The sequence below is a fragment of the Streptomyces sp. DSM 40868 genome, from assembly GCF_011820545.1.
GTDB lineage: Bacteria > Actinomycetota > Actinomycetes > Streptomycetales > Streptomycetaceae > Streptomyces > Streptomyces eurythermus.
Window position 1 is genome coordinate 7,104,406 of the sequence record NZ_CP050504.1, and the last position, 16,657, is coordinate 7,121,062.

A 16,657-nucleotide genomic window follows, 5' to 3' on the forward strand; every position below is an offset into this window, starting at 1 on the left:
CGCGATATCCCGATCACGGAACCGACCCGTGGGGAGACCGCATGAACATCTCGGACACCTATCGCGACGCGTGGGAGAGCTACTGGAGCGAGACCTCCGGCGCCCGGGGGGAGGCGATATGGGACTCCGACCCCGCGCTGAGCGCCGCACCGCACAGCGAACTCCTCCTGCCGCACGCCGACCCGGGCCGTACGATCGTCGACCTCGGCTGCGGCAACGGCACCCAGACCCGCTATCTGGCCACCCGGTTCGCCCGTGCCGTGGGCGTCGACCTCTCGCACGCGGCCGTCGAACACGCCCGCCGGGCCGCGGGCGACGCCCCCGTCGAGTTCCAGCAGCTCGACCTCACCGACACCGGCGCCGTCCGCGCCCTGCACCGGCGGCTCGGCGACAGCCACGTCTACATGCGGGCCGTCATCCACCAGAGCGAACCGGCCGCGCGCCCCGCGGTGGCCGCCGCCGTCGCCGAGATCATCGGCACCGAGGGCCGTGCCTTCGTGGTCGAGCTGACCTCCGCCTCCCGGGACGTCCTCGGCCGCGCCGCCGCCGGCCCGGCCGGCCCGCCGCCCAAGCTCCGGCGCGTCTTCCACCACGGCCTCAAGCCCGCCGCCGCCCCCGACGAGGAGATCCCGCGCCTGCTCGCCGAGGCCGGCCTCACCGTCCTGGCCGACGGCGAGACCGCCCTGCCGCAGACCGAGTACCTCCCCGACGGCACCCGCATCGACCTGCCGGCCCGCTGGTTCGTCCTCGCCCGGGCCTGACCGGACTCGGGCACCGCGTTCCCCGCCGGGGTCGTGGCCAGGGGGCGGCCCGGCGCGTAACGTGACACGGCATGAAGATCCTCATCAGTGCCGACATGGAGGGGGCCACGGGCGTCACCTGGCCCGCCGACGTGCTGCCGGGGACGCCGCAGTGGGAGCGGTGCCGTTCGATGTTCACCTCGGACGTGAACGCCGCCGCGGAGGGCTTCTTCGACGGCGGCGCCGATCGGGTGCTGGTCAACGAGGCCCACTGGACCATGCGCAACCTGCTGCTGGAACGGCTCGACGAGCGGGTGGAGATGCTCACCGGCCGGCACAAGGCGCTGTCGATGGTGGAGGGCGTCCAGCACGGCGACGTCGACGGCATCGCCTTCGTCGGCTACCACGCCGGCGCCGGCATGGAGGGCGTCCTCGCCCACACCTACCTCGCCAACCAGATCACCGGGGTGTGGCTGAACGGCGTCCGCGCCAGCGAGGGTCTGCTCAACGCCCACGTCGTCGCCGAGTACGGCGTCCCGGTCGTCCTCGTCACCGGCGACGACGTGGCCTGCGAGGACGCCCTCGGGTACGCGCCCGAGGCACCGAAGGTGGCCGTCAAGGACCATGTGTCCCGGTACGCGGCCGTGTGCCGGACCCCGGCCCGGACCGCCGCCGACATCCGCGCCGCCGCCAAGGAGGCCGCCCTGCTGGCGGTCCGTCACGAACCCGCCGAGGCCGGGCCGTTCACGGTCGCCGTCGAGTTCGACGCCGAGCATCTCGCCCAGGCCGCCACCGTCGTCCCCGGCGTGGCGCGGACCGGCGAGCGGAAGGTGGCGTACACCAGCGCCACCATGTACGAGGGCATCAGGACGTTCAAGGCGGTCACCACGATCGCCTCCGCCGCCGTGGAGGAGCAGTATGGCTGACCCGCAGGCACTCGACGAGGTCGTGGAGTTCACCTCCGGCCTGATCCGTATCGACACCACCAACCGGGGCGGCGGCGACTGCCGGGAGCGGCCGGCCGCCGAGTACGCCGCCGAACGGCTGGTCGGGGCCGGCCTGGAGCCCCTGATGCTGGAACGCACCCCGGGCCGCACCAACGTGGTGGCCCGGATCGAGGGCACCGACCCGTCCGCCGACGCGCTGCTGGTCCACGGCCACCTGGACGTCGTACCCGCCGAACCCGCCGACTGGAGCGTGCCGCCGTTCTCCGGGGAGATCCGGGACGGGATGGTGTGGGGGCGGGGCGCCGTCGACATGAAGAACATGGACGCGATGATCCTCGCGGTGGTCCGCTCCTGGGCCCGGCAGGGCGTACGGCCCCGCCGGGACCTGGTCATCGCCTTCACCGCCGACGAGGAGGCCAGCGCCGAGGACGGCTCCGGGTTCCTCGCCGACCGGCACCCCGAACTCTTCGAGGGCTGCACGGAGGGCGTCAGCGAGGGGGGCGGCTTCACCTTCCACGACGGCTCCGGCCGGGAGATCTACCCGATCGCGGCGGGGGAGCGGGGCACCGCCTGGCTGAAGCTCACCGCGCGCGGCCGGGCCGGGCACGGCTCCAAGGTCAACCGGGAGAACGCGGTGACCCGGCTGGCCGCCGCCGTCACCCGCATCGGCGAACACGAGTGGCCGACGCGCCTCACCCCCACCGTGCGGGCCGCCCTCGACGCGCTCGCCGCGCTGTACGGCATCGAAGCCGGGCGCACCGACGTGGACCGGCTGCTGGAGAAGCTCGGCCCCGCCGCGGGGCTGGTCGAGGCGACCGTCCGCAACAGCGCCAACCCGACGATGCTGGACGCCGGTTACAAGCTGAACGTCATCCCCGGCGAGGCGGTCGCCCATGTCGACGGCCGCTATCTGCCCGGCACCGAGGAGGAGTTCGCCGCCACCCTGGACCGGCTCACCGGACCGGACGTCCACTGGGAGTTCGCACACCGCGAAGTGGCGCTCGAGGCACCGGTGGACTCCCCGCTGTTCGCCGGAATGCGGGCCGCCGTCGAGGAGTTCGCGCCCGGCGCGCACGTCGTGCCGTACTGCATGGCCGGCGGCACCGACGCCAAGCAGTTCTCCCGGCTCGGCATCACCGGCTACGGATTCGTCCCGCTGAGGGTGCCCGCCGGCTTCGACTACCCGGCGCTGTTCCACGGCGTGGACGAACGCGTGCCCGTCGAGGCGCTGCGCTTCGGCGTCCGCGTCCTGGACCGCTTCCTGAGGGCGGCCTAGCCGATGGGGGAGCAGACGCGCACCGCGCCGTACGGATCCTGGCCCTCGCCCGTGACCGCCGCGCTCGCCGCCGCGCACGACGGCCACCCGGACTGGGTGGGGTTCGTCGGCGACGAGATCTGGTGGACCGAGCCCCGGCCCGCCGAGGGCGGCCGGCGGGCCCTGGTCCGGCGGCGCGCCGACGGTGCCGAGGAGACCGTGCTGCCCGCGCCGTGGAACGTCCGCAGCCGGGTCGTCGAGTACGGCGGCCGGCCCTGGACCGGGGTGGTGGCCGACGGCCGGCCGCTGGTCGTGTTCGCGCACTTCGCCGACCAGCGGCTGTACCGCTGGGAGCCCGGCGCCGAGCCCGTTCCGCTCACCCCCCTCTCCCCGGTGGGCGGCGGCCTGCGCTGGGCCGAGCCCCGCGTGGACCTCGCCCGCGGCGAGGTGTGGTGCGTGCTGGAGGAGCACACCGGGGACGGGCCGGACGACGTACGGCGGGTCCTGGCCGCCGTACCGCTGGACGGCTCGGCCGCCGCCGACCGCGCCGCCGTACGCGAACTCGCCCCGCCCCGGCACCGGTTCGTCACCGGCGCCCGGCTCTCTCCCGACGGTCGGCGGGCCGCCTGGATCGGCTGGGACCATCCGCGGATGCCCTGGGACGGCACCGAACTGCTGGTCGCCGACGTGACCGGCGACGGCCGGCTGACCGGCGTCCGCACGGTCGCCGGGGGCCCGGACGAGTCCGTCTGCCAGGCCGAGTGGGCCCCGGACGGCCGCCTGCTGTACGCGAGCGACCGCGGCGGCTGGTGGCAGCTCTACCGCGACGGCACCCTCCTGTGCCCCCGCGAGGAGGAGTTCGGCGGGCCCCTGTGGCAGCTCGGGCTGCGCTGGTTCGCGCCGCTGGACAACGGCCTGCTGACGGTCCTGCACGGACGCGGACCGGCCGCGCTCGGGATACTGGACCCGGAGACCGGCGAGATCGTCGACGCCGCCGGACCCTGGACCGAGTGCGCCCCCACCCTCGCCGTCCACGGCCAGCGCGTCGTCACCGTCGGCGCCGGCCCGCACACCGGGTACGAGGTGGTCGAGCTGGACACCGTCACCGGCCGTGCCCGGGTGGCCGGCGCCCGCCACCGCGACCCCGTCGACCCCGCCTACTACCCGCGGCCCGAGGTGCGCACCTTCGCCGGGCCCGACGGCCGCGAGGTGCACGCCCACGTGTATCCGCCGCACCACCCGGCGCGGACCGCGCCCGACGGCGAACGGCCGCCGTACGTCATCTGGGCGCACGGCGGCCCCACCAGCCGCAGCCCGCTCGTGCTGGACCTGACGATCGCCTACTTCACCTCCCGGGGCATCGGCGTCGCCGAGGTGAACTACGGCGGCTCCACCGGGTACGGCCGCGCCTACCGGGAGCGGTTGCGCGAGCGGTGGGGCGTGGTGGACGTCGAGGACTGCGCGGCCGTCGCCCGCGCCCTCGCCGCCGAGGGCACCGCCGACCCCGCCCGGCTGGCCGTCCGGGGCGGCAGCGCCGGCGGCTGGACCGCCGCCGCCTCCCTGACCACCACCGACGTCTACGCCTGCGGCACCATCCGCTACCCGGTGCTCGACCTCACCGCCTGGGGCCCCGGCGAGACCCACGACTTCGAGTCCCGCTACCTGGAGTCGCTGATCGGCCCGCTCGCCGAGGTCCCCGACCGGTATGCCGAACGCTCCCCGATCACCCACGCCGACCGGCTCACCGTGCCGTTCCTGCTGCTCCAGGGCCTGGACGACGTCATCTGCCCGCCCGCCCAGTGCGAACGCCTGCTCGCCCGGACCGCCGGCCGGGGCGTACCGCACGCCTACCTCACGTTCGGGGGCGAGGGCCACGGATTCCGCCGCGCCGATACCATGATCCGCGCCCTGGAGGCGGAACTGTCGCTGTACACCCAGGTGTTCGGGCTGGACCCGACGCCGCCCGTACCGAAGCTGGAGCTGTCTTCGTGAAGGAACTCGTCCGCCCGCACCGGCTGGCCCCGGGCGCCCGGGTCGCCGTGGTCGCCACCAGCGGGCCGGTACCCGAGGAACGCCTCCAGGCCGGCCTGGACGTGCTGCGCGGCTGGGACCTCGACCCGGTGCCCGGCCCCCACGCGCTGGACCGGCACCCCGGGTTCGGCTATCTCGCCGGCACCGACGCCGACCGTGCCGCCGACTTCCGGAACGCCTGGTGCGACCCGGCCGTGGACGCGGTGCTGTGCGCCCGCGGCGGCTACGGCGCCCAGCGCATGGTCGACCTGCTCGACTGGGACGCCCTGCGCGCGGCCGGACCCAAGCTGTTCATCGGCTTCAGCGACGTCACCGCGCTGCACGAGGCCATCGCCACCCGGCTGGGACTGGTCACCCTGCACGGGCCGGTGGCGGCCGGTGCCGACTTCATCAAGAACCAGCGGGCCCAGGAGCACCTGCGGGCCACCCTGTTCGCGCCCGAGACCGTCCGCACCCTCGCCTTCGGCGGCACCGCCCTCGTCCCCGGCCGGGCCCGGGGCGTCACCCTCGGCGGCTGCCTGTCCCTGCTCGCCGCGGAACTCGGCACCCCGCACGCCCGGCCCTCGGCGCGCGGCGGACTGCTGTGCCTGGAGGACGTCGGCGAGCCGGCCTACCGGCTGGACCGCTGCCTCACCCAGCTCCTGCGCGCCGGCTGGCTGGACGGGGTGCGCGGGGTGCTGCTCGGCTCCTGGGAGGACTGCGCCGGCCAGGAGGAGCTGCGGGCCCTGTTCGCCGACCGGCTCGGCGGGCTCGGGATCCCGGTCGCCGAGAACGTCGGATTCGGCCACTGCGAGGGGGCGTTGACGGTTCCGCTCGGGGTGGCCGCCACCCTGGACACGGAGGCGGGCACGCTCACCCTGGACGAGCCGGCCCTGCGCTGACGCCGTAGGCTGGGCCGATGGCGCATCCCCCGTCCCGGTACCTCGCCGAAGGCCCCCGCGTGGGCATCCGGCCCTTCACACTGGAAGACGGTCCCGAGTTCACCGCCCGGGCCCGGGAGAGCAAGGACCTGCACCGGCCCTGGCTGTTCCCGCCGGACACCGACGAGGCGTACGCCGACTACGCCGGCCGGCTGATCGACGATCCGGCCCGGGCCGGTTTCCTGGTGTGCGAGCGGGACGGCGGGGACATCGCCGGCTTCATCAACATCAACAACATCGTGCGGGGCGGCTTCCAATGCGGCGCCCTCGGCTACGGCGCCTTCGCGCACGCGGCCGGGCGGGGCCTGATGCGCGAGGGCCTGGAGCTGGTGATCGGGTACGCGTTCGGGCCGCTGGGCCTGCACCGGCTGGAGATCAACGTCCAGCCGGGCAACGCCGCCTCCATCGCCCTCGCCCGGGGCGCCGGGTTCCGCCTGGAAGGCTTCTCGCCCGCGATGATCCACGTCGACGGCGCCTGGCGCGACCACGAACGCTGGGCCCTGACCGCCGAGATGCGGGGCTGAACCGGCTCAGCCCCGCTGCTGGTCCACGTACTCGAAGACCGACCCGTCCGGGTGCACCGCCAGCAGATTGCGGCCCACCGGCGTCGGCACCGGTCCCGCGACGATCCTCGCGCCCAGCCCGGTCAGCAGCCGGTGGGCCTCCTCCACGTCCTTCACCGCGATCGTCGCGGCCACCTTGCGCAGGATCTCCAGTTCCTCCTCGGGGCCGCTCATCAGCAGGAACGAACCGACCGCGGCGACCTCGACCCCGCCGCGCGTGAAGCGCAGCGCTCTGCCGCCGGTCAGCTGCTCGTAGAAGGGGATCGCGGTATCGAGGTCGTCGACGCAGATGCGCAGCGAAGCGCCCAGAATCTCCATGCGGACGAGCCTAGTTGGGGCCGCCCGGGGCGTGCACGGCCCCCGCGTTACCCGCTGTGGGGGACGGGTACCCGCAGGGCATGAACAACCGTTCGGAAAACCTGGAACATCATCTGGACCGGCACCTGGTCGAGGAACTGGCCCAGGTGGCCCGCGAGACGGTACGCGACGAACTGCGCGAGCAGACCCGCAGGCAGCGCCGCACCGCCCTGCTGTACGCGGCCTCGGGCGCCGTCGCCCTGTACGCGGGCGGCGCGGTGGCCCTCGCGGTGGGCCTGGCCCTGGCGTCCGGGCTGCCCGGCTGGGCCGCGGCCCTGCTCACCGCGGCGCTGCTGGGCGTGGTGGCGTACGTCCTGCGCGGCGCGGCCCACGGCCGGCACACCCCGCACCCCCCGCACCGTGTCGTGGGCGGCACCGCCCCGGGGGCCCCGCCGACGGGCCTGGGCATGCCGTACCCGCCGATGCCCCAGACCCCGCCGGACGTCCCGCACCACAGGGCCTGACACCGCTCACCCGGCGAGCTGAGGCAGCACCTTCGTCCGGTAGAAGTCGAAGAACCCCCGCTGATCCGGGCCGATCTGGTTCACGTACACCCGGTCGAACCCGGCGTCGGCGAACGCCCGCAGCGTGCTCACGTGCTGGTCGACGTCGTCCCCGCACACGACCTTCTCCCGCACCATGTCCTCGGTGACCAGCTCGTGCAGCTGCTCGAAGTGCCGGGGCGAGGGCAGCACCTGCCCCATCTCGCCGGGCAGCAGCTCGTTGTACCAGAGCCGGTGCACCGTACGGACGCACGCGTCCCGGTCGGTGCCGTAGCAGACCTTCGTGCCGCCGCTGACCGGCTTCGTCCCGCCGCCGCCCTCGCGGAACCGGGTGACCATCTCCTGGTCCGGCGTCATCGTGATGAAGCCGTCGCCCACCCGGGAGGCCAGCGAGAGCGCCTTGGGGCCGAAGGCGGAGATGTCGATCGGGACGGGCTCGTCCGGGACGGTGTAGAGGCGGGCGTTCTCCACCGTGTAGTGCTTGCCGTGGTGGCTGACCTCCTCGCCGGTGAACAGCCGGCGCATCACCTCGACGGCCTCCTCCAGCATCTCCAGCCGTACCCGCACCGGGGGCCAGCGGTCGCCGAGGATGTGCTCGTTGAGTGCCTCGCCGGTGCCCACGCCGAGCCGGAAGCGGCCCTCGGTCAGCACCGCGCTGGTCGCCGCGGCCTGGGCGAGCACCGCCGGGTGGATCCGTACGGTCGGACAGGTCACGGCCGTCTCGACGGGCAGCGACACCGCCTGCGACAGCGCCCCGATCACCGACCACACGAACGCGCTCTGGCCCTGCTCGTCGTTCCACGGGTGGTAGTGGTCGGAGATCCACAGCGCCTGGAACCCGGCCTGCTCGGCCATCCGGGCCTGCTCGATCAGGGCCGCGGGGTCGTGTTCCTCGGCCGCCAGGAAATAGCCGTACTCGGGCATGGGGAAACCTCCGCGAGGCTGACACCGGTCCAGGTGGGGCCGGGTAACCGGGCACGCCCGCGCGAAACGCCGCCGGAGCGCGGGCGGGGGCGCGCGGGCGGCCGGATGCGCGGCCGCGTACCCGTCGCCCCGGACGGCGCAACGGTGACCCGCCCGGCGTTTGGCCGTCCCGGCCCCGGTTACGCGGAAGACCTCGGACCAGCCGCACCGCCGGAGGCGCACCGTGAGCCGACCCCGCGTCGTGATCGTCGGCGCCGGTTTCGCCGGGTACCGGGCCGCCCGCACGCTGGTCCGGCTCACCCGGAACCGCGCCGACATCACGCTCGTCGACCCGGCCGACCACTTCCTGTACCCGCCGCTGCTGCCGCAGGCCGCCGCCGGTGTCCTGGAGGCCCGCCTGGTCACCGTGTCGCTGCCCGGCACGCTGCGCGGAGTGCGGCTCGTCCTCGGCGAGGCCGAGGAGGTCGACCTGGACGGGCAGTCCGTGCGCTACCGCGACCCCGAGGGCGGCACGGGCCGGATCGGTTCCGCCGACGGCCCCGAGACGGCCGGCTGAACCCGCGGACGGACCGGAGCCGGCCCCAGCAGACCCGTAAGGAGACCGAGGAGACTCATGAACACCGACGAACTCGCCGAACTCGGACAGCAGTTGCGCGTGGACAGCGTGCGGGCGTCCGCCGCCGCCGGATCGGGACACCCCACGTCCTCGATGTCCGCCGCCGATCTGCTGGCCGTCCTGCTCGCCAACCACCTCCGCTACGACTTCGAGCGCCCCGAACACCCCGCCAACGACCGCTTCGTGCTGTCCAAGGGACACGCCTCCCCGCTGCTGTACGCCGCGTACAAGGCGGCCGGCGCCATCGAGGACGGCGAACTGGTCACCTTCCGCAAGCTCGGCAGCCGGCTGGAGGGCCACCCGACGCCCCGCAGGCTGCCCTGGGTGGAGACGGCCACCGGCTCGCTCGGCCAGGGCCTGCCGGTCGGCGTCGGCATCGCGCTCGCCGGGAAGCGGCTGGACCGCACCGGCTACCGGGTGTGGGTGCTGTGCGGCGACAGCGAGCTGGCGGAGGGCTCGGTGTGGGAGGCCGCCGAACACGCGGGCTACGAGAACCTGGACAACCTCGTCGTCATCGTGGACGTCAACCGGCTGGGCCAGCGCGGCCCCACCCGGCACGGCCACGACCTGGACGCCTACGCCCGCCGCTTCCAGGCCTTCGGCTGGCACACCATCGAGATCGACGGGCACGACATCGACAAGATCGACCGGGCCTACGGGGAGGCGCTGTCCACCGCCGGGCAGCCCACCGCGATCCTCGCCCGCACCCTCAAGGGCAAGGGCGTCGCCGCCGTGGAGGACCGCGAGGGACTGCACGGCAAGCCGCTGCCCGAGGCCGAGGAGGCCATCGCCGAACTCGGCGGGCAGCGTGATCTGCGGGTCCGGGTGAGCGAACCGCAGGTCGCCGCCGCGCTGCGCTCCCTCACCACCGAGGCGGTCCGGCTGCCGCACTACGAGGTGGGCGAGGAGGCCGCCACCCGGGACGCCTTCGGCAAGGCCCTGGCCGCGCTCGGCACCGCGCGCGGCGACGTCGTCGCCCTGGACGGCGAGGTCGGCGACTCCACCCGCACCGAGGAGTTCGCCAAGGAACACCCCGACCGCTACTTCGAGTGCTACATCGCCGAGCAGCAGCTCGTCGCCAGCGCGGTCGGCATGGCCACGCGGGGCTGGGTGCCGTACGCCGCCACGTTCGCCGCGTTCCTCACCCGCGCCCACGACTTCGTGCGCATGGCGTCCATCAGCGGCTCCGGGATCAACCTGGTCGGCTCGCACGCCGGTGTCGCCATCGGCCAGGACGGGCCCTCCCAGATGGGCCTGGAGGACCTGGCGATGTTCCGGTCCGTGCACGGCTCCACGGTGCTCTACCCGTGCGACGCCAACCAGACGGCCCGGCTGGTCGCGGCCATGGCCGGGCTGGACGGCATCCGCTACCTGCGCACCTCCCGCGGCAAGACACCGGTGATCTACGGCCCGGACGAGGAGTTCCCGGTCGGCGGCAGCAAGACGCTGCGCTCCGGCGACGCCGACCGGCTGACGATCGTCGCGGCCGGGGTGACCGTGCCCGAGGCGCTGACGGCCGCCGACCGGCTCGCCGAGGAGGGCATCGGGGTACGGGTCGTCGACCTGTACTCGGTCAAGCCCGTCGACGCCGCCACCCTGCGCCGGGCCGCCGAGGAGACCGGCTGCCTGCTCACGGTGGAGGACCACCACCCGGAGGGCGGCCTCGGGGACGCCGTCGCGGAGGTGTTCGGCGACGGCCGGCCGGCCCCCCGGCTGGTCCGGCTGGCGGTGCGCACCATGCCGGGCTCGGCCGCCCCGGACGAGCAGCTGCACGCGGCCGGCATCGACTCCGTCGGCATCGCGGCGGCGGCCCGGCTGCTGGTCGAGGAGGCGGTCGTGCGATGAGCCACGGCGCCGCGCGGACGGTCCGGGCGGGCCGGCGCGCGGTGGAGATCGAGCGGCCGGGGAAGGTCCTCTTCCCCGGCCGCGACGGCACGCCCGGGTACCCCGAGGGCGAGCTCGCCCGGCCGGGCGCCCCGGTTGCCGTGCCCCTAGCCTGGAAGCAGGTGGACGATCCGGAGCCCGGCGCCCGCCGGTGGACCCTCGCCGACGCCGTCGAGCAGGCCCGTACCGAGCCGTGGGCCGGCCTGCCGCGGCGGGGCCGCTCCCTCGGTCCGGTTCGGCGCCGCCTGGATGACATGCGCTCCTGAGGTTTGGCCAAGGGAGGAACGGCCACACGCAGGGAGAGGTGGCCATGTCGAACACAAACAGCACACCGAATACACAGAGTTCACGGAAATCACAGAACTCGCACGACACGAACGATACGCACGACACGAACGACTCGCACGACTCCGTGCGGAACGAACGGAACCAGAACGACGCGGACGGCCGCCGGCCGACCCCCATGGAGGTACTGCGCCAGGCGCGCGCCCAGCTCACCGAACTCACCGGGCTCGTCCCCGAGACGGTCTCCTCCTTCGAGCAGACCGAGGACGGCTGGTCCGTCGAGGTCGAGGTGCTGGAACTCGCCCGGGTGCCCGACACCATGAGCCTGATGGCGAGCTACCAGGTCGAGCTGGACCCCGAGGGGCAGCTGACCGGATACCGGCGCGTCCGCCGTTACGAACGCGGCAGGGCCGACGCCCGCGGGGGCCGCTGAGCCCACCGCACGCGCCCGACCGTCCACACCGTGCACCTACTAGGCACGAGGAGGAATCGCCGGCATGACTGTTGTTCCGGCACAGCAGACCGGAGGCGGAGGCGGCAGCAGCGGCCTCTACGACGTGCTCGAGCTCGTTCTCGACAGGGGGCTCGTGATCGACGCGTTCGTCCGCGTCTCCCTGGTCGGGATCGAGATCCTGAAGATCGATGTACGAGTCGTCGTGGCCAGCGTCGACACCTATCTGCGCTTCGCCGAGGCGTGCAACCGCCTGGACCTGGAGGCGGGTCCGCGCAAGAGCCCCGGCCTGCCCGAGATCGTCGGCGAGGTCACCGAGAAGGGCGCCCGGGGCAAGTCCAAGGGCGCGCTGTCCGGTGCCGCCCAGACCATATCCGACGCCTTCAACCAGGCCCGCCAGGAAGGGGAGGCCGAGTCCCGGCCGCGTGCCCGCAAGGCTCCGTCGCGCAGTAAGGAGGAGCAGGAGTGAGCACCTACGTCTACGGCATCACCACCCGGTCGCACCCGGCGCTGCCCGAGGGCATGACCGGGGTGGGGGAGCCCGCCCGGACGGTGCGCGTCCTCACGGCCGGCGACCTGGCCGCCGTGGTCAGCGACGCACCCGAGGACCTGCGCCCCAAGCGCCGCGACCTGCTCGCGCACCAGAACGTACTCGCCGAGGCCGGGGCCGGCGGCTGTGTGCTGCCCATGCGGTTCGGCAGCGTCGCCACGGACGACGACGCGGTGGTCCAGGTGCTCACCGAGCGGGCGGACCACTACGCCGAGCGGCTGCGGGAGCTGGACGGCAAGGTCGAGTACAACGTCAAGGCCACCCATGTCGAGGAGGCCGTGCTGCACCTGGTGATGGCCGAGAACACCGAGGCACGCGCTCTCGCCGAGGCCAACCGCCGCGCCGGCGGAGGCAGCTACGACGACAAGATCCGCCTCGGGGAACTGGTCGCCCACCTGGTCAAGGCCAAGGAGTCCGACGACGCCGAACAGGTACGGGACCTGCTGGCACCGGCCGCGAGCGCGATCAGCGTGGGCCCCGAGTCCACCGGCTGGCTGCTGAACGTGTCGTACCTCGTGCCACGCGACTCGGCCGAGCGCTTCCTGGCCGCCGTGGAGGAGGTCCGCCAGAGCCACCCCCACCTCGACCTGAGCGTCCACGGGCCGCTGCCGCCGTACAGCTTCGTCGACCCCGGCCCGGCCCAGCCCGCCGGCACCACGACCGGCGCGGACGCCGGCGCGCGCTAGCGCTCCCGGCCCGACGGAAGGAGAACACCATGGGACTGATAGGCGAAGTGCTGATGCTGCCGCTCGCCCCCGTGCGCGGCGCCGGCTGGGCCGTCAGGCAGGTGCTCCGCGAGGCGGAACGGATCTACTACGACCCCGCCACCGTACGGGCCGAGCTCGCCCGCCTCGAAGAGCAGCTCGAGGCGGGCGAGATCACCGAGGAGGAGTTCGACCGGCGCGAGGACGAACTGCTCGACCGGCTGGAGACGGCACTGCACTCCGGCGACACGACAGGCAACGGGACGGGACGATGAACCGAACGGCACTGGGCCTCGCCGTAGGGGCCGGATATCTGCTGGGCCGTACGAAGAAGCTGAAGATGGCGCTCGCGGTCGGCTCCCTGGTGGCCGGCAAGAAGCTGAACCTCAGCCCGAAGACGCTCGCGGACGTGGTGAACCAGCAGCTGAAGAACAACCCGCAGTTCCAGGAGATCGGGGACCAGCTGCGCCAGGATCTGCGGGGCGTCGGCAAGGCGGCCACCGGTGCGATGGTCGAGCGGCGCATGAGTTCGCTCGCCGACCGGCTGCACAGCCGCACCGACCAGGTGCGCGACCAGTTGTCCGGCGGCTCCGGCGAGGAGACCGCCGAAGGGGAAGAGGGCCCGGAGAAGGAGTCCGCCGAGGGAGAAGAGGCTCCGGAGAAGGGGTCCGCCGAAGGGGAAGGGGCCTCAAAGAAGGGCTCCGCCGAGCGGAAGGCCCCCCAGAAGAAGGCTCCCGCCGGGCGGAAGCCGGCCAAGAAGCCGCTGTCCGCCGCCGGCAAGGGAGCGACCAGGAAGACCGGCGCGGCCGGCAAGACGGCGGCGAAGCGCACGTCAGGGGCCGGGCAGGCCGCCCGCGGCGCCGTCGGCCGGCACTCGAAGGGCGGCGATGACCGATGACCGACACCCTCCGCTCCACGGCCTCCAAGGCCTCGGGCCCGCTGACCGACCTCGCCCACAGCGAGGCCGCCGACCGGCTCAAGGAGGAGGCCCGCGCCTATCTGATGGCGCAGGCCGAGCGGCTGCTGGCCGGTGCCGGCCGCAAGCTCGGCGAGACCACCGTCCGGCTCAACGACATCGCCGAGGGCAACAGCCCGGGCTTCGCCAAGCTGGCCCTGGACGGCGGCCGCAAGCTGGCCGAGGGCAAGGGACCGCTGCGCTCCGCGCTGGAACTGGGCGCCTCCCGCGCCAAGGACAGCGTGGTGGACGCGGTCAGAAACCTCGGGGGAAGCAAGGGCAAGAAGGGCGGCGCGGGCAGGAAGCCCACCGTCATCATGGAGTCCGTCGACGTCGGCGTGCCGCTGCGCACCGCGTACGACCAGTGGACGCAGTACCAGAGCTTCAGCACCTTCGCCAAGGGCGTCAAGAGCGCGAGCCGCTCCGACGACACCCACTCCGACTGGCAGGCGAAGATCTTCTGGTCCTCCCGCAGCTGGAAGGCGCAGACGACCGAGCAGATACCCGACTACCGCATCCAGTGGTCCTCCGAGGGCGCCAAGGGCACCACCAAGGGCGTGGTCTCCTTCCACCGGCTGGAGGAGAACCTCACCCGGGTGCTGCTGGTCATGGAGTACTACCCGACCGGCTTGTTCGAGAAGACCGGCAACATCTGGCGCGCCCAGGGCCGCCGGGCCAGGCTGGACCTGAAGAACTTCGCCCGTTTCATCACCCTCAAGGGAGAGGCGGAGGACGCCTGGCGCGGCGAGATCCGCGACGGCGAGGTGGTCCGCAGCCACGAGGACGCCGTGGCCGAGGAGGAGCGGGACCGGGAGTCCGGGGACGAGGGCGAGGAGCCCGAGGCGTCCGCGGACGCGGCCCGGGAGCCCGAGGCCGGGTACGAGGACGAGGAAGAGGAAGAGGAGCCCTACGAGGCCGGGTACGAGGAGGAGGACGAGGAGCCGGAGGAGCCCGAGGAGCCTGAAGAGGGCGAGGAGCCCGAAGAGGGCGAGGAGCCTGAAGAGGGCGAGGAGGGCGCCTACGACGAGTACGAGGAGTACGAGGCGGACGAGGCAGACGAGGAAGAGGAACCCGGGCACACCGGGCGCGGGAGTGGTCGATGACGACACCGGGCCGCCTGCCCGAACCGTACGGACAGGCATCGGGGGCCAACCTCGCCGACATCCTCGAACGGGTGCTCGACAAGGGTGTCGTCATCGCGGGCGACATCAGGATCAACCTGCTCGACATCGAACTGCTCACCGTCAAGCTGCGCCTGATCGTCGCCTCGGTGGACAAGGCCAAGGAGATGGGGATCGACTGGTGGGAGAGCGATCCCGCCCTGTCCTCCCGGGCCCGCCGGGACGAGCTGGCCCGGGAGAACGCCGAGCTGCGTGAACGGCTCGCCCGGCTGGAGGAACTGGAGCCGGGCCGCGCCCCGAAGGAGGCCCCATGACCGGACTGCGGTACGTGTACGCCGTCTGCCGTCCCTTCGTGACGCCGTTGCAGGCCGAGCTGACGGGCGTCGCCGGCGCCCCGGCCGGCCTGCTCCACCACCACGGGCTGGTCGCCGTGGTCAGTACGGTCCCGGAGGCCGACTTCGGCGAGGAGGCCCTCAAGGCCCACCTGGAGGACCTGGACTGGCTCGCGGCGACCGCCCGGGCCCACCAGGGCGTGGTCGACGCGCTCACCACGGTCACCACCCCGCTGCCGCTGCGGCTCGCCACCGTCTTCCGGGACGACAGCGCCGTACGCGTCATGATCGAGGCCCGCGAGGACCACTTCCGCGCCCTGCTCGACCGGCTCGACGGCCGGGTGGAATGGGGTGTGAAGGTGTACGCCGAGGAGGCGGCCGCCGAACCGGCCGGGGCGGCGCCCGCCGCCCCGGAGAAGCCCGCGAGCGGCCGCGACTACCTGCGGCAGCGACGCGCGCGCGGTCAGGCGAAGGAGGAGACCTGGCAGCGTGCCGAGCGGTTCGCCCACGCGCTGCACGAACGCCTTTCGGCACGCGCTGAGGATTTCCGGCTGCACCCTCCGCAGAATTCCGCGCTCTCCCGGGAGTCGGGACTGAATGTGCTCAACGCGGCCTATCTGGTGCCCCGGGCCCATTCCGAGGAATTCGTGGAACTGGTGGACCACACGAAGGAGGAGGAGCCTGGATTCCGGGTGGAACTGACCGGCCCGTGGGCCGCTTATTCGTTCACGGGAGACACCGGGGACACCGGGGGCACCGCGGAAGGCGCGGGCGTGGCGGACGCGGGGGAGGAAGTGCCGTGACCGTTGTCGAACGGCGCGAGATCGCGCTCGTCGACCTGCTCGACCGGCTGCTGGCCGGCGGAGTCGTCATCACCGGGGACATCACCCTGCGGATCGCGGACGTCGACCTGGTCCGCATCGACCTGAACGCGCTGATCAGCTCCGTCAACGCGGCGGTGCCCTCGCCCTTCGAGCCCCGGTTCTTGCCCGCCGGGCCCGCCGAGCCGTCCGAGGAGGCCCTGTGACTTCGCGCAACCGGCTCGACCTGGAACCCGACACGGTCGAGCGCGACCTGGTGAAACTGGTGCTGACCGTGGTGGAACTGCTGCGCCAGCTCATGGAGCGGCAGGCCGTGCGCCGCTTCGACACCGGCGAGCTGACCGAGGAGCAGGAGGAGCGGATCGGGCTCACGCTGATGCTCCTCGAGGAACGCATGGCCGAGTTGCGCGACCGCTACGGACTGCGGCCCGAGGACCTGAACCTGGACCTCGGGCCGCTCGGACCGCTGCTGCCCCGCGACTAGGAAACCGGCCGGGGCGTCATGTCACCACCGGTACCAGCGCCCCCTGCCGCCGCCGGCCGTCGTGCCGCGGGCCACGAAACCCAGCAGCCAGAGGACCAGCACCGCCAGGGCGATCCACCAGAGTATCTTCACCGCGAATCCGGCGCCGAAAAGAACAAGGGCCAGAAGCAGAACCAGCAGAATGGGAACCATAGTGTGAAACCTCCTGCGGATC

21 protein-coding genes and 2 pseudogenes are annotated in these 16,657 nt (G+C 73.3%); 20 read left to right on the forward strand and 3 right to left on the reverse strand.

Annotated elements, in window-relative coordinates; genetic code table 11:
• Window positions 1–41 precede the first annotated feature (41 nt).
• The 6 genes from HB370_RS32175 to HB370_RS32200 all read left to right on the forward strand — a co-directional run bounded on the left by HB370_RS32175 (window position 42) and on the right by HB370_RS32200 (window position 6,417).
• Entirely contained in the window at window positions 42–761 is a 720-nt protein-coding gene (locus tag HB370_RS32175; protein WP_030789303.1) for a class I SAM-dependent methyltransferase, read from the forward strand.
• Between the two features lie 71 nt (window positions 762–832).
• Complete coding sequence (locus HB370_RS32180; protein WP_030789301.1) at window positions 833–1,666, forward strand: M55 family metallopeptidase; 834 nt, start codon at window positions 833–835, stop codon at window positions 1,664–1,666.
• On the forward strand, window positions 1,659–2,963 hold the full coding sequence (locus HB370_RS32185) for a M20/M25/M40 family metallo-hydrolase (RefSeq protein WP_030789298.1): 1,305 nt from the start codon (window positions 1,659–1,661) through the stop codon (window positions 2,961–2,963). Before HB370_RS32180 ends, HB370_RS32185 begins: the two co-directional genes overlap by 8 nt.
• Before the next feature lie 3 nt (window positions 2,964–2,966).
• Window positions 2,967–4,934 carry an LpqB family beta-propeller domain-containing protein gene (locus HB370_RS32190; RefSeq protein WP_030789296.1) on the forward strand — a complete coding sequence of 656 codons (1,968 nt, stop codon included), beginning with the start codon at window positions 2,967–2,969 and terminating at the stop codon, window positions 4,932–4,934.
• Window positions 4,931–5,854 (forward strand): LD-carboxypeptidase, encoded by a 924-nt coding sequence (locus tag HB370_RS32195; protein ID WP_030789294.1) that lies wholly within the window; start codon window positions 4,931–4,933, stop codon window positions 5,852–5,854. Before HB370_RS32190 ends, HB370_RS32195 begins: the two co-directional genes overlap by 4 nt.
• A gap of 17 nt (window positions 5,855–5,871) precedes the next feature.
• Window positions 5,872–6,417: a GNAT family N-acetyltransferase gene (locus tag HB370_RS32200; protein WP_030789291.1), complete on the forward strand. Its 546-nt coding sequence runs from the start codon at window positions 5,872–5,874 to the stop codon at window positions 6,415–6,417.
• A gap of 6 nt (window positions 6,418–6,423) precedes the next feature.
• Here the strand turns inward: HB370_RS32200 and HB370_RS32205 are convergent, their stop codons facing one another.
• Entirely contained in the window at window positions 6,424–6,774 is a 351-nt protein-coding gene (locus tag HB370_RS32205) for a VOC family protein (RefSeq protein ID WP_030789288.1), read from the reverse strand.
• Between the two features lie 80 nt (window positions 6,775–6,854).
• On the opposite strand from HB370_RS32205, the gene HB370_RS32210 reads away from it, so the two are divergent.
• Window positions 6,855–7,277, forward strand: coding sequence for a phage holin family protein (locus tag HB370_RS32210; protein ID WP_030789285.1), 423 nt, complete (start codon window positions 6,855–6,857; stop codon window positions 7,275–7,277).
• A gap of 6 nt (window positions 7,278–7,283) precedes the next feature.
• On the opposite strand, the gene HB370_RS32215 is transcribed toward HB370_RS32210, so the two are convergent.
• Window positions 7,284–8,240 (reverse strand): LLM class F420-dependent oxidoreductase, encoded by a 957-nt coding sequence (locus tag HB370_RS32215; RefSeq protein ID WP_030789282.1) that lies wholly within the window; start codon window positions 8,238–8,240, stop codon window positions 7,284–7,286.
• Window positions 8,241–8,463: 223 nt separating this feature from the next.
• Between HB370_RS32215 and HB370_RS32220 the strand changes: the two are divergent.
• From HB370_RS32220 to HB370_RS32280, 13 genes and pseudogenes are all read left to right on the forward strand, one after another.
• Window positions 8,464–8,763, forward strand: a pseudogene (locus tag HB370_RS32220) (FAD-dependent oxidoreductase); the annotation flags it as partial.
• 90 nt (window positions 8,764–8,853) lie between these two features.
• Complete coding sequence (locus HB370_RS32225; protein ID WP_030789275.1) at window positions 8,854–10,701, forward strand: transketolase; 1,848 nt, start codon at window positions 8,854–8,856, stop codon at window positions 10,699–10,701.
• A 116-nt stretch (window positions 10,702–10,817) separates the two neighbouring features.
• A pseudogene (locus tag HB370_RS32230) lies at window positions 10,818–11,006 on the forward strand (ATP-dependent DNA ligase); the annotation flags it as partial.
• A gap of 44 nt (window positions 11,007–11,050) precedes the next feature.
• Window positions 11,051–11,458, forward strand: coding sequence for a gas vesicle protein (locus tag HB370_RS32235; RefSeq protein WP_030789262.1), 408 nt, complete (start codon window positions 11,051–11,053; stop codon window positions 11,456–11,458).
• A 64-nt stretch (window positions 11,459–11,522) separates the two neighbouring features.
• Window positions 11,523–11,945, forward strand: a complete 423-nt coding sequence (locus HB370_RS32240; RefSeq protein ID WP_030789259.1) for a gas vesicle structural protein GvpA — start codon at window positions 11,523–11,525, stop codon at window positions 11,943–11,945.
• On the forward strand, window positions 11,942–12,712 hold the full coding sequence (locus HB370_RS32245) for a GvpL/GvpF family gas vesicle protein (RefSeq protein ID WP_030789256.1): 771 nt from the start codon (window positions 11,942–11,944) through the stop codon (window positions 12,710–12,712). Before HB370_RS32240 ends, HB370_RS32245 begins: the two co-directional genes overlap by 4 nt.
• Before the next feature lie 29 nt (window positions 12,713–12,741).
• Window positions 12,742–13,005 carry a gas vesicle protein GvpG gene (locus HB370_RS32250; protein WP_030789253.1) on the forward strand — a complete coding sequence of 88 codons (264 nt, stop codon included), beginning with the start codon at window positions 12,742–12,744 and terminating at the stop codon, window positions 13,003–13,005.
• Window positions 13,002–13,628 (forward strand): hypothetical protein, encoded by a 627-nt coding sequence (locus tag HB370_RS32255; RefSeq protein ID WP_030789251.1) that lies wholly within the window; start codon window positions 13,002–13,004, stop codon window positions 13,626–13,628. Before HB370_RS32250 ends, HB370_RS32255 begins: the two co-directional genes overlap by 4 nt.
• Window positions 13,625–14,788 (forward strand): SRPBCC family protein, encoded by a 1,164-nt coding sequence (locus HB370_RS32260; RefSeq protein WP_030789248.1) that lies wholly within the window; start codon window positions 13,625–13,627, stop codon window positions 14,786–14,788. The genes HB370_RS32255 and HB370_RS32260 overlap by 4 nt, the downstream gene beginning before the upstream one ends.
• On the forward strand, window positions 14,785–15,120 hold the full coding sequence (locus HB370_RS32265) for a gas vesicle protein (protein ID WP_030789245.1): 336 nt from the start codon (window positions 14,785–14,787) through the stop codon (window positions 15,118–15,120). The genes HB370_RS32260 and HB370_RS32265 overlap by 4 nt, the downstream gene beginning before the upstream one ends.
• Entirely contained in the window at window positions 15,117–15,941 is an 825-nt protein-coding gene (locus tag HB370_RS32270) for a GvpL/GvpF family gas vesicle protein (protein ID WP_030789242.1), read from the forward strand. The genes HB370_RS32265 and HB370_RS32270 overlap by 4 nt, the downstream gene beginning before the upstream one ends.
• Complete coding sequence (locus tag HB370_RS32275; protein WP_030789239.1) at window positions 15,938–16,165, forward strand: gas vesicle protein; 228 nt, start codon at window positions 15,938–15,940, stop codon at window positions 16,163–16,165. The genes HB370_RS32270 and HB370_RS32275 overlap by 4 nt, the downstream gene beginning before the upstream one ends.
• Window positions 16,162–16,443, forward strand: coding sequence for a gas vesicle protein K (locus HB370_RS32280; protein WP_030789236.1), 282 nt, complete (start codon window positions 16,162–16,164; stop codon window positions 16,441–16,443). Before HB370_RS32275 ends, HB370_RS32280 begins: the two co-directional genes overlap by 4 nt.
• 21 nt (window positions 16,444–16,464) lie before the next feature.
• On the opposite strand, the gene HB370_RS32285 is transcribed toward HB370_RS32280, so the two are convergent.
• Window positions 16,465–16,635, reverse strand: a complete 171-nt coding sequence (locus HB370_RS32285; protein WP_030605834.1) for a hypothetical protein — start codon at window positions 16,633–16,635, stop codon at window positions 16,465–16,467.
• Between the last annotated feature and the right edge of the window lie 22 nt (window positions 16,636–16,657).

What these genes read in the sequence shown, in the direction of transcription:
- HB370_RS32185 (WP_030789298.1), top strand. Translation starts at nt 1,659, where the DNA reads ATGGCTGACCCGCAGGCACTCGACGAGGTCGTGGAGTTCACCTCCGGC.
- HB370_RS32235 (WP_030789262.1), top strand. Translation starts at nt 11,051, where the DNA reads ATGTCGAACACAAACAGCACACCGAATACACAGAGTTCACGGAAATCA.
- HB370_RS32285 (WP_030605834.1), bottom strand. Translation starts at nt 16,635, where the DNA reads ATGGTTCCCATTCTGCTGGTTCTGCTTCTGGCCCTTGTTCTTTTCGGC.
- HB370_RS32255 (WP_030789251.1), top strand. Translation starts at nt 13,002, where the DNA reads ATGAACCGAACGGCACTGGGCCTCGCCGTAGGGGCCGGATATCTGCTG.
- HB370_RS32180 (WP_030789301.1), top strand. Translation starts at nt 833, where the DNA reads ATGAAGATCCTCATCAGTGCCGACATGGAGGGGGCCACGGGCGTCACC.
- HB370_RS32175 (WP_030789303.1), top strand. Translation starts at nt 42, where the DNA reads ATGAACATCTCGGACACCTATCGCGACGCGTGGGAGAGCTACTGGAGC.
- HB370_RS32200 (WP_030789291.1), top strand. Translation starts at nt 5,872, where the DNA reads ATGGCGCATCCCCCGTCCCGGTACCTCGCCGAAGGCCCCCGCGTGGGC.
- HB370_RS32265 (WP_030789245.1), top strand. Translation starts at nt 14,785, where the DNA reads ATGACGACACCGGGCCGCCTGCCCGAACCGTACGGACAGGCATCGGGG.
- HB370_RS32260 (WP_030789248.1), top strand. Translation starts at nt 13,625, where the DNA reads ATGACCGACACCCTCCGCTCCACGGCCTCCAAGGCCTCGGGCCCGCTG.
- HB370_RS32210 (WP_030789285.1), top strand. Translation starts at nt 6,855, where the DNA reads ATGAACAACCGTTCGGAAAACCTGGAACATCATCTGGACCGGCACCTG.
- HB370_RS32270 (WP_030789242.1), top strand. Translation starts at nt 15,117, where the DNA reads ATGACCGGACTGCGGTACGTGTACGCCGTCTGCCGTCCCTTCGTGACG.
- HB370_RS32240 (WP_030789259.1), top strand. Translation starts at nt 11,523, where the DNA reads ATGACTGTTGTTCCGGCACAGCAGACCGGAGGCGGAGGCGGCAGCAGC.
- HB370_RS32190 (WP_030789296.1), top strand. Translation starts at nt 2,967, where the DNA reads ATGGGGGAGCAGACGCGCACCGCGCCGTACGGATCCTGGCCCTCGCCC.
- HB370_RS32250 (WP_030789253.1), top strand. Translation starts at nt 12,742, where the DNA reads ATGGGACTGATAGGCGAAGTGCTGATGCTGCCGCTCGCCCCCGTGCGC.
- HB370_RS32215 (WP_030789282.1), bottom strand. Translation starts at nt 8,240, where the DNA reads ATGCCCGAGTACGGCTATTTCCTGGCGGCCGAGGAACACGACCCCGCG.
- HB370_RS32205 (WP_030789288.1), bottom strand. Translation starts at nt 6,774, where the DNA reads ATGGAGATTCTGGGCGCTTCGCTGCGCATCTGCGTCGACGACCTCGAT.
- HB370_RS32225 (WP_030789275.1), top strand. Translation starts at nt 8,854, where the DNA reads ATGAACACCGACGAACTCGCCGAACTCGGACAGCAGTTGCGCGTGGAC.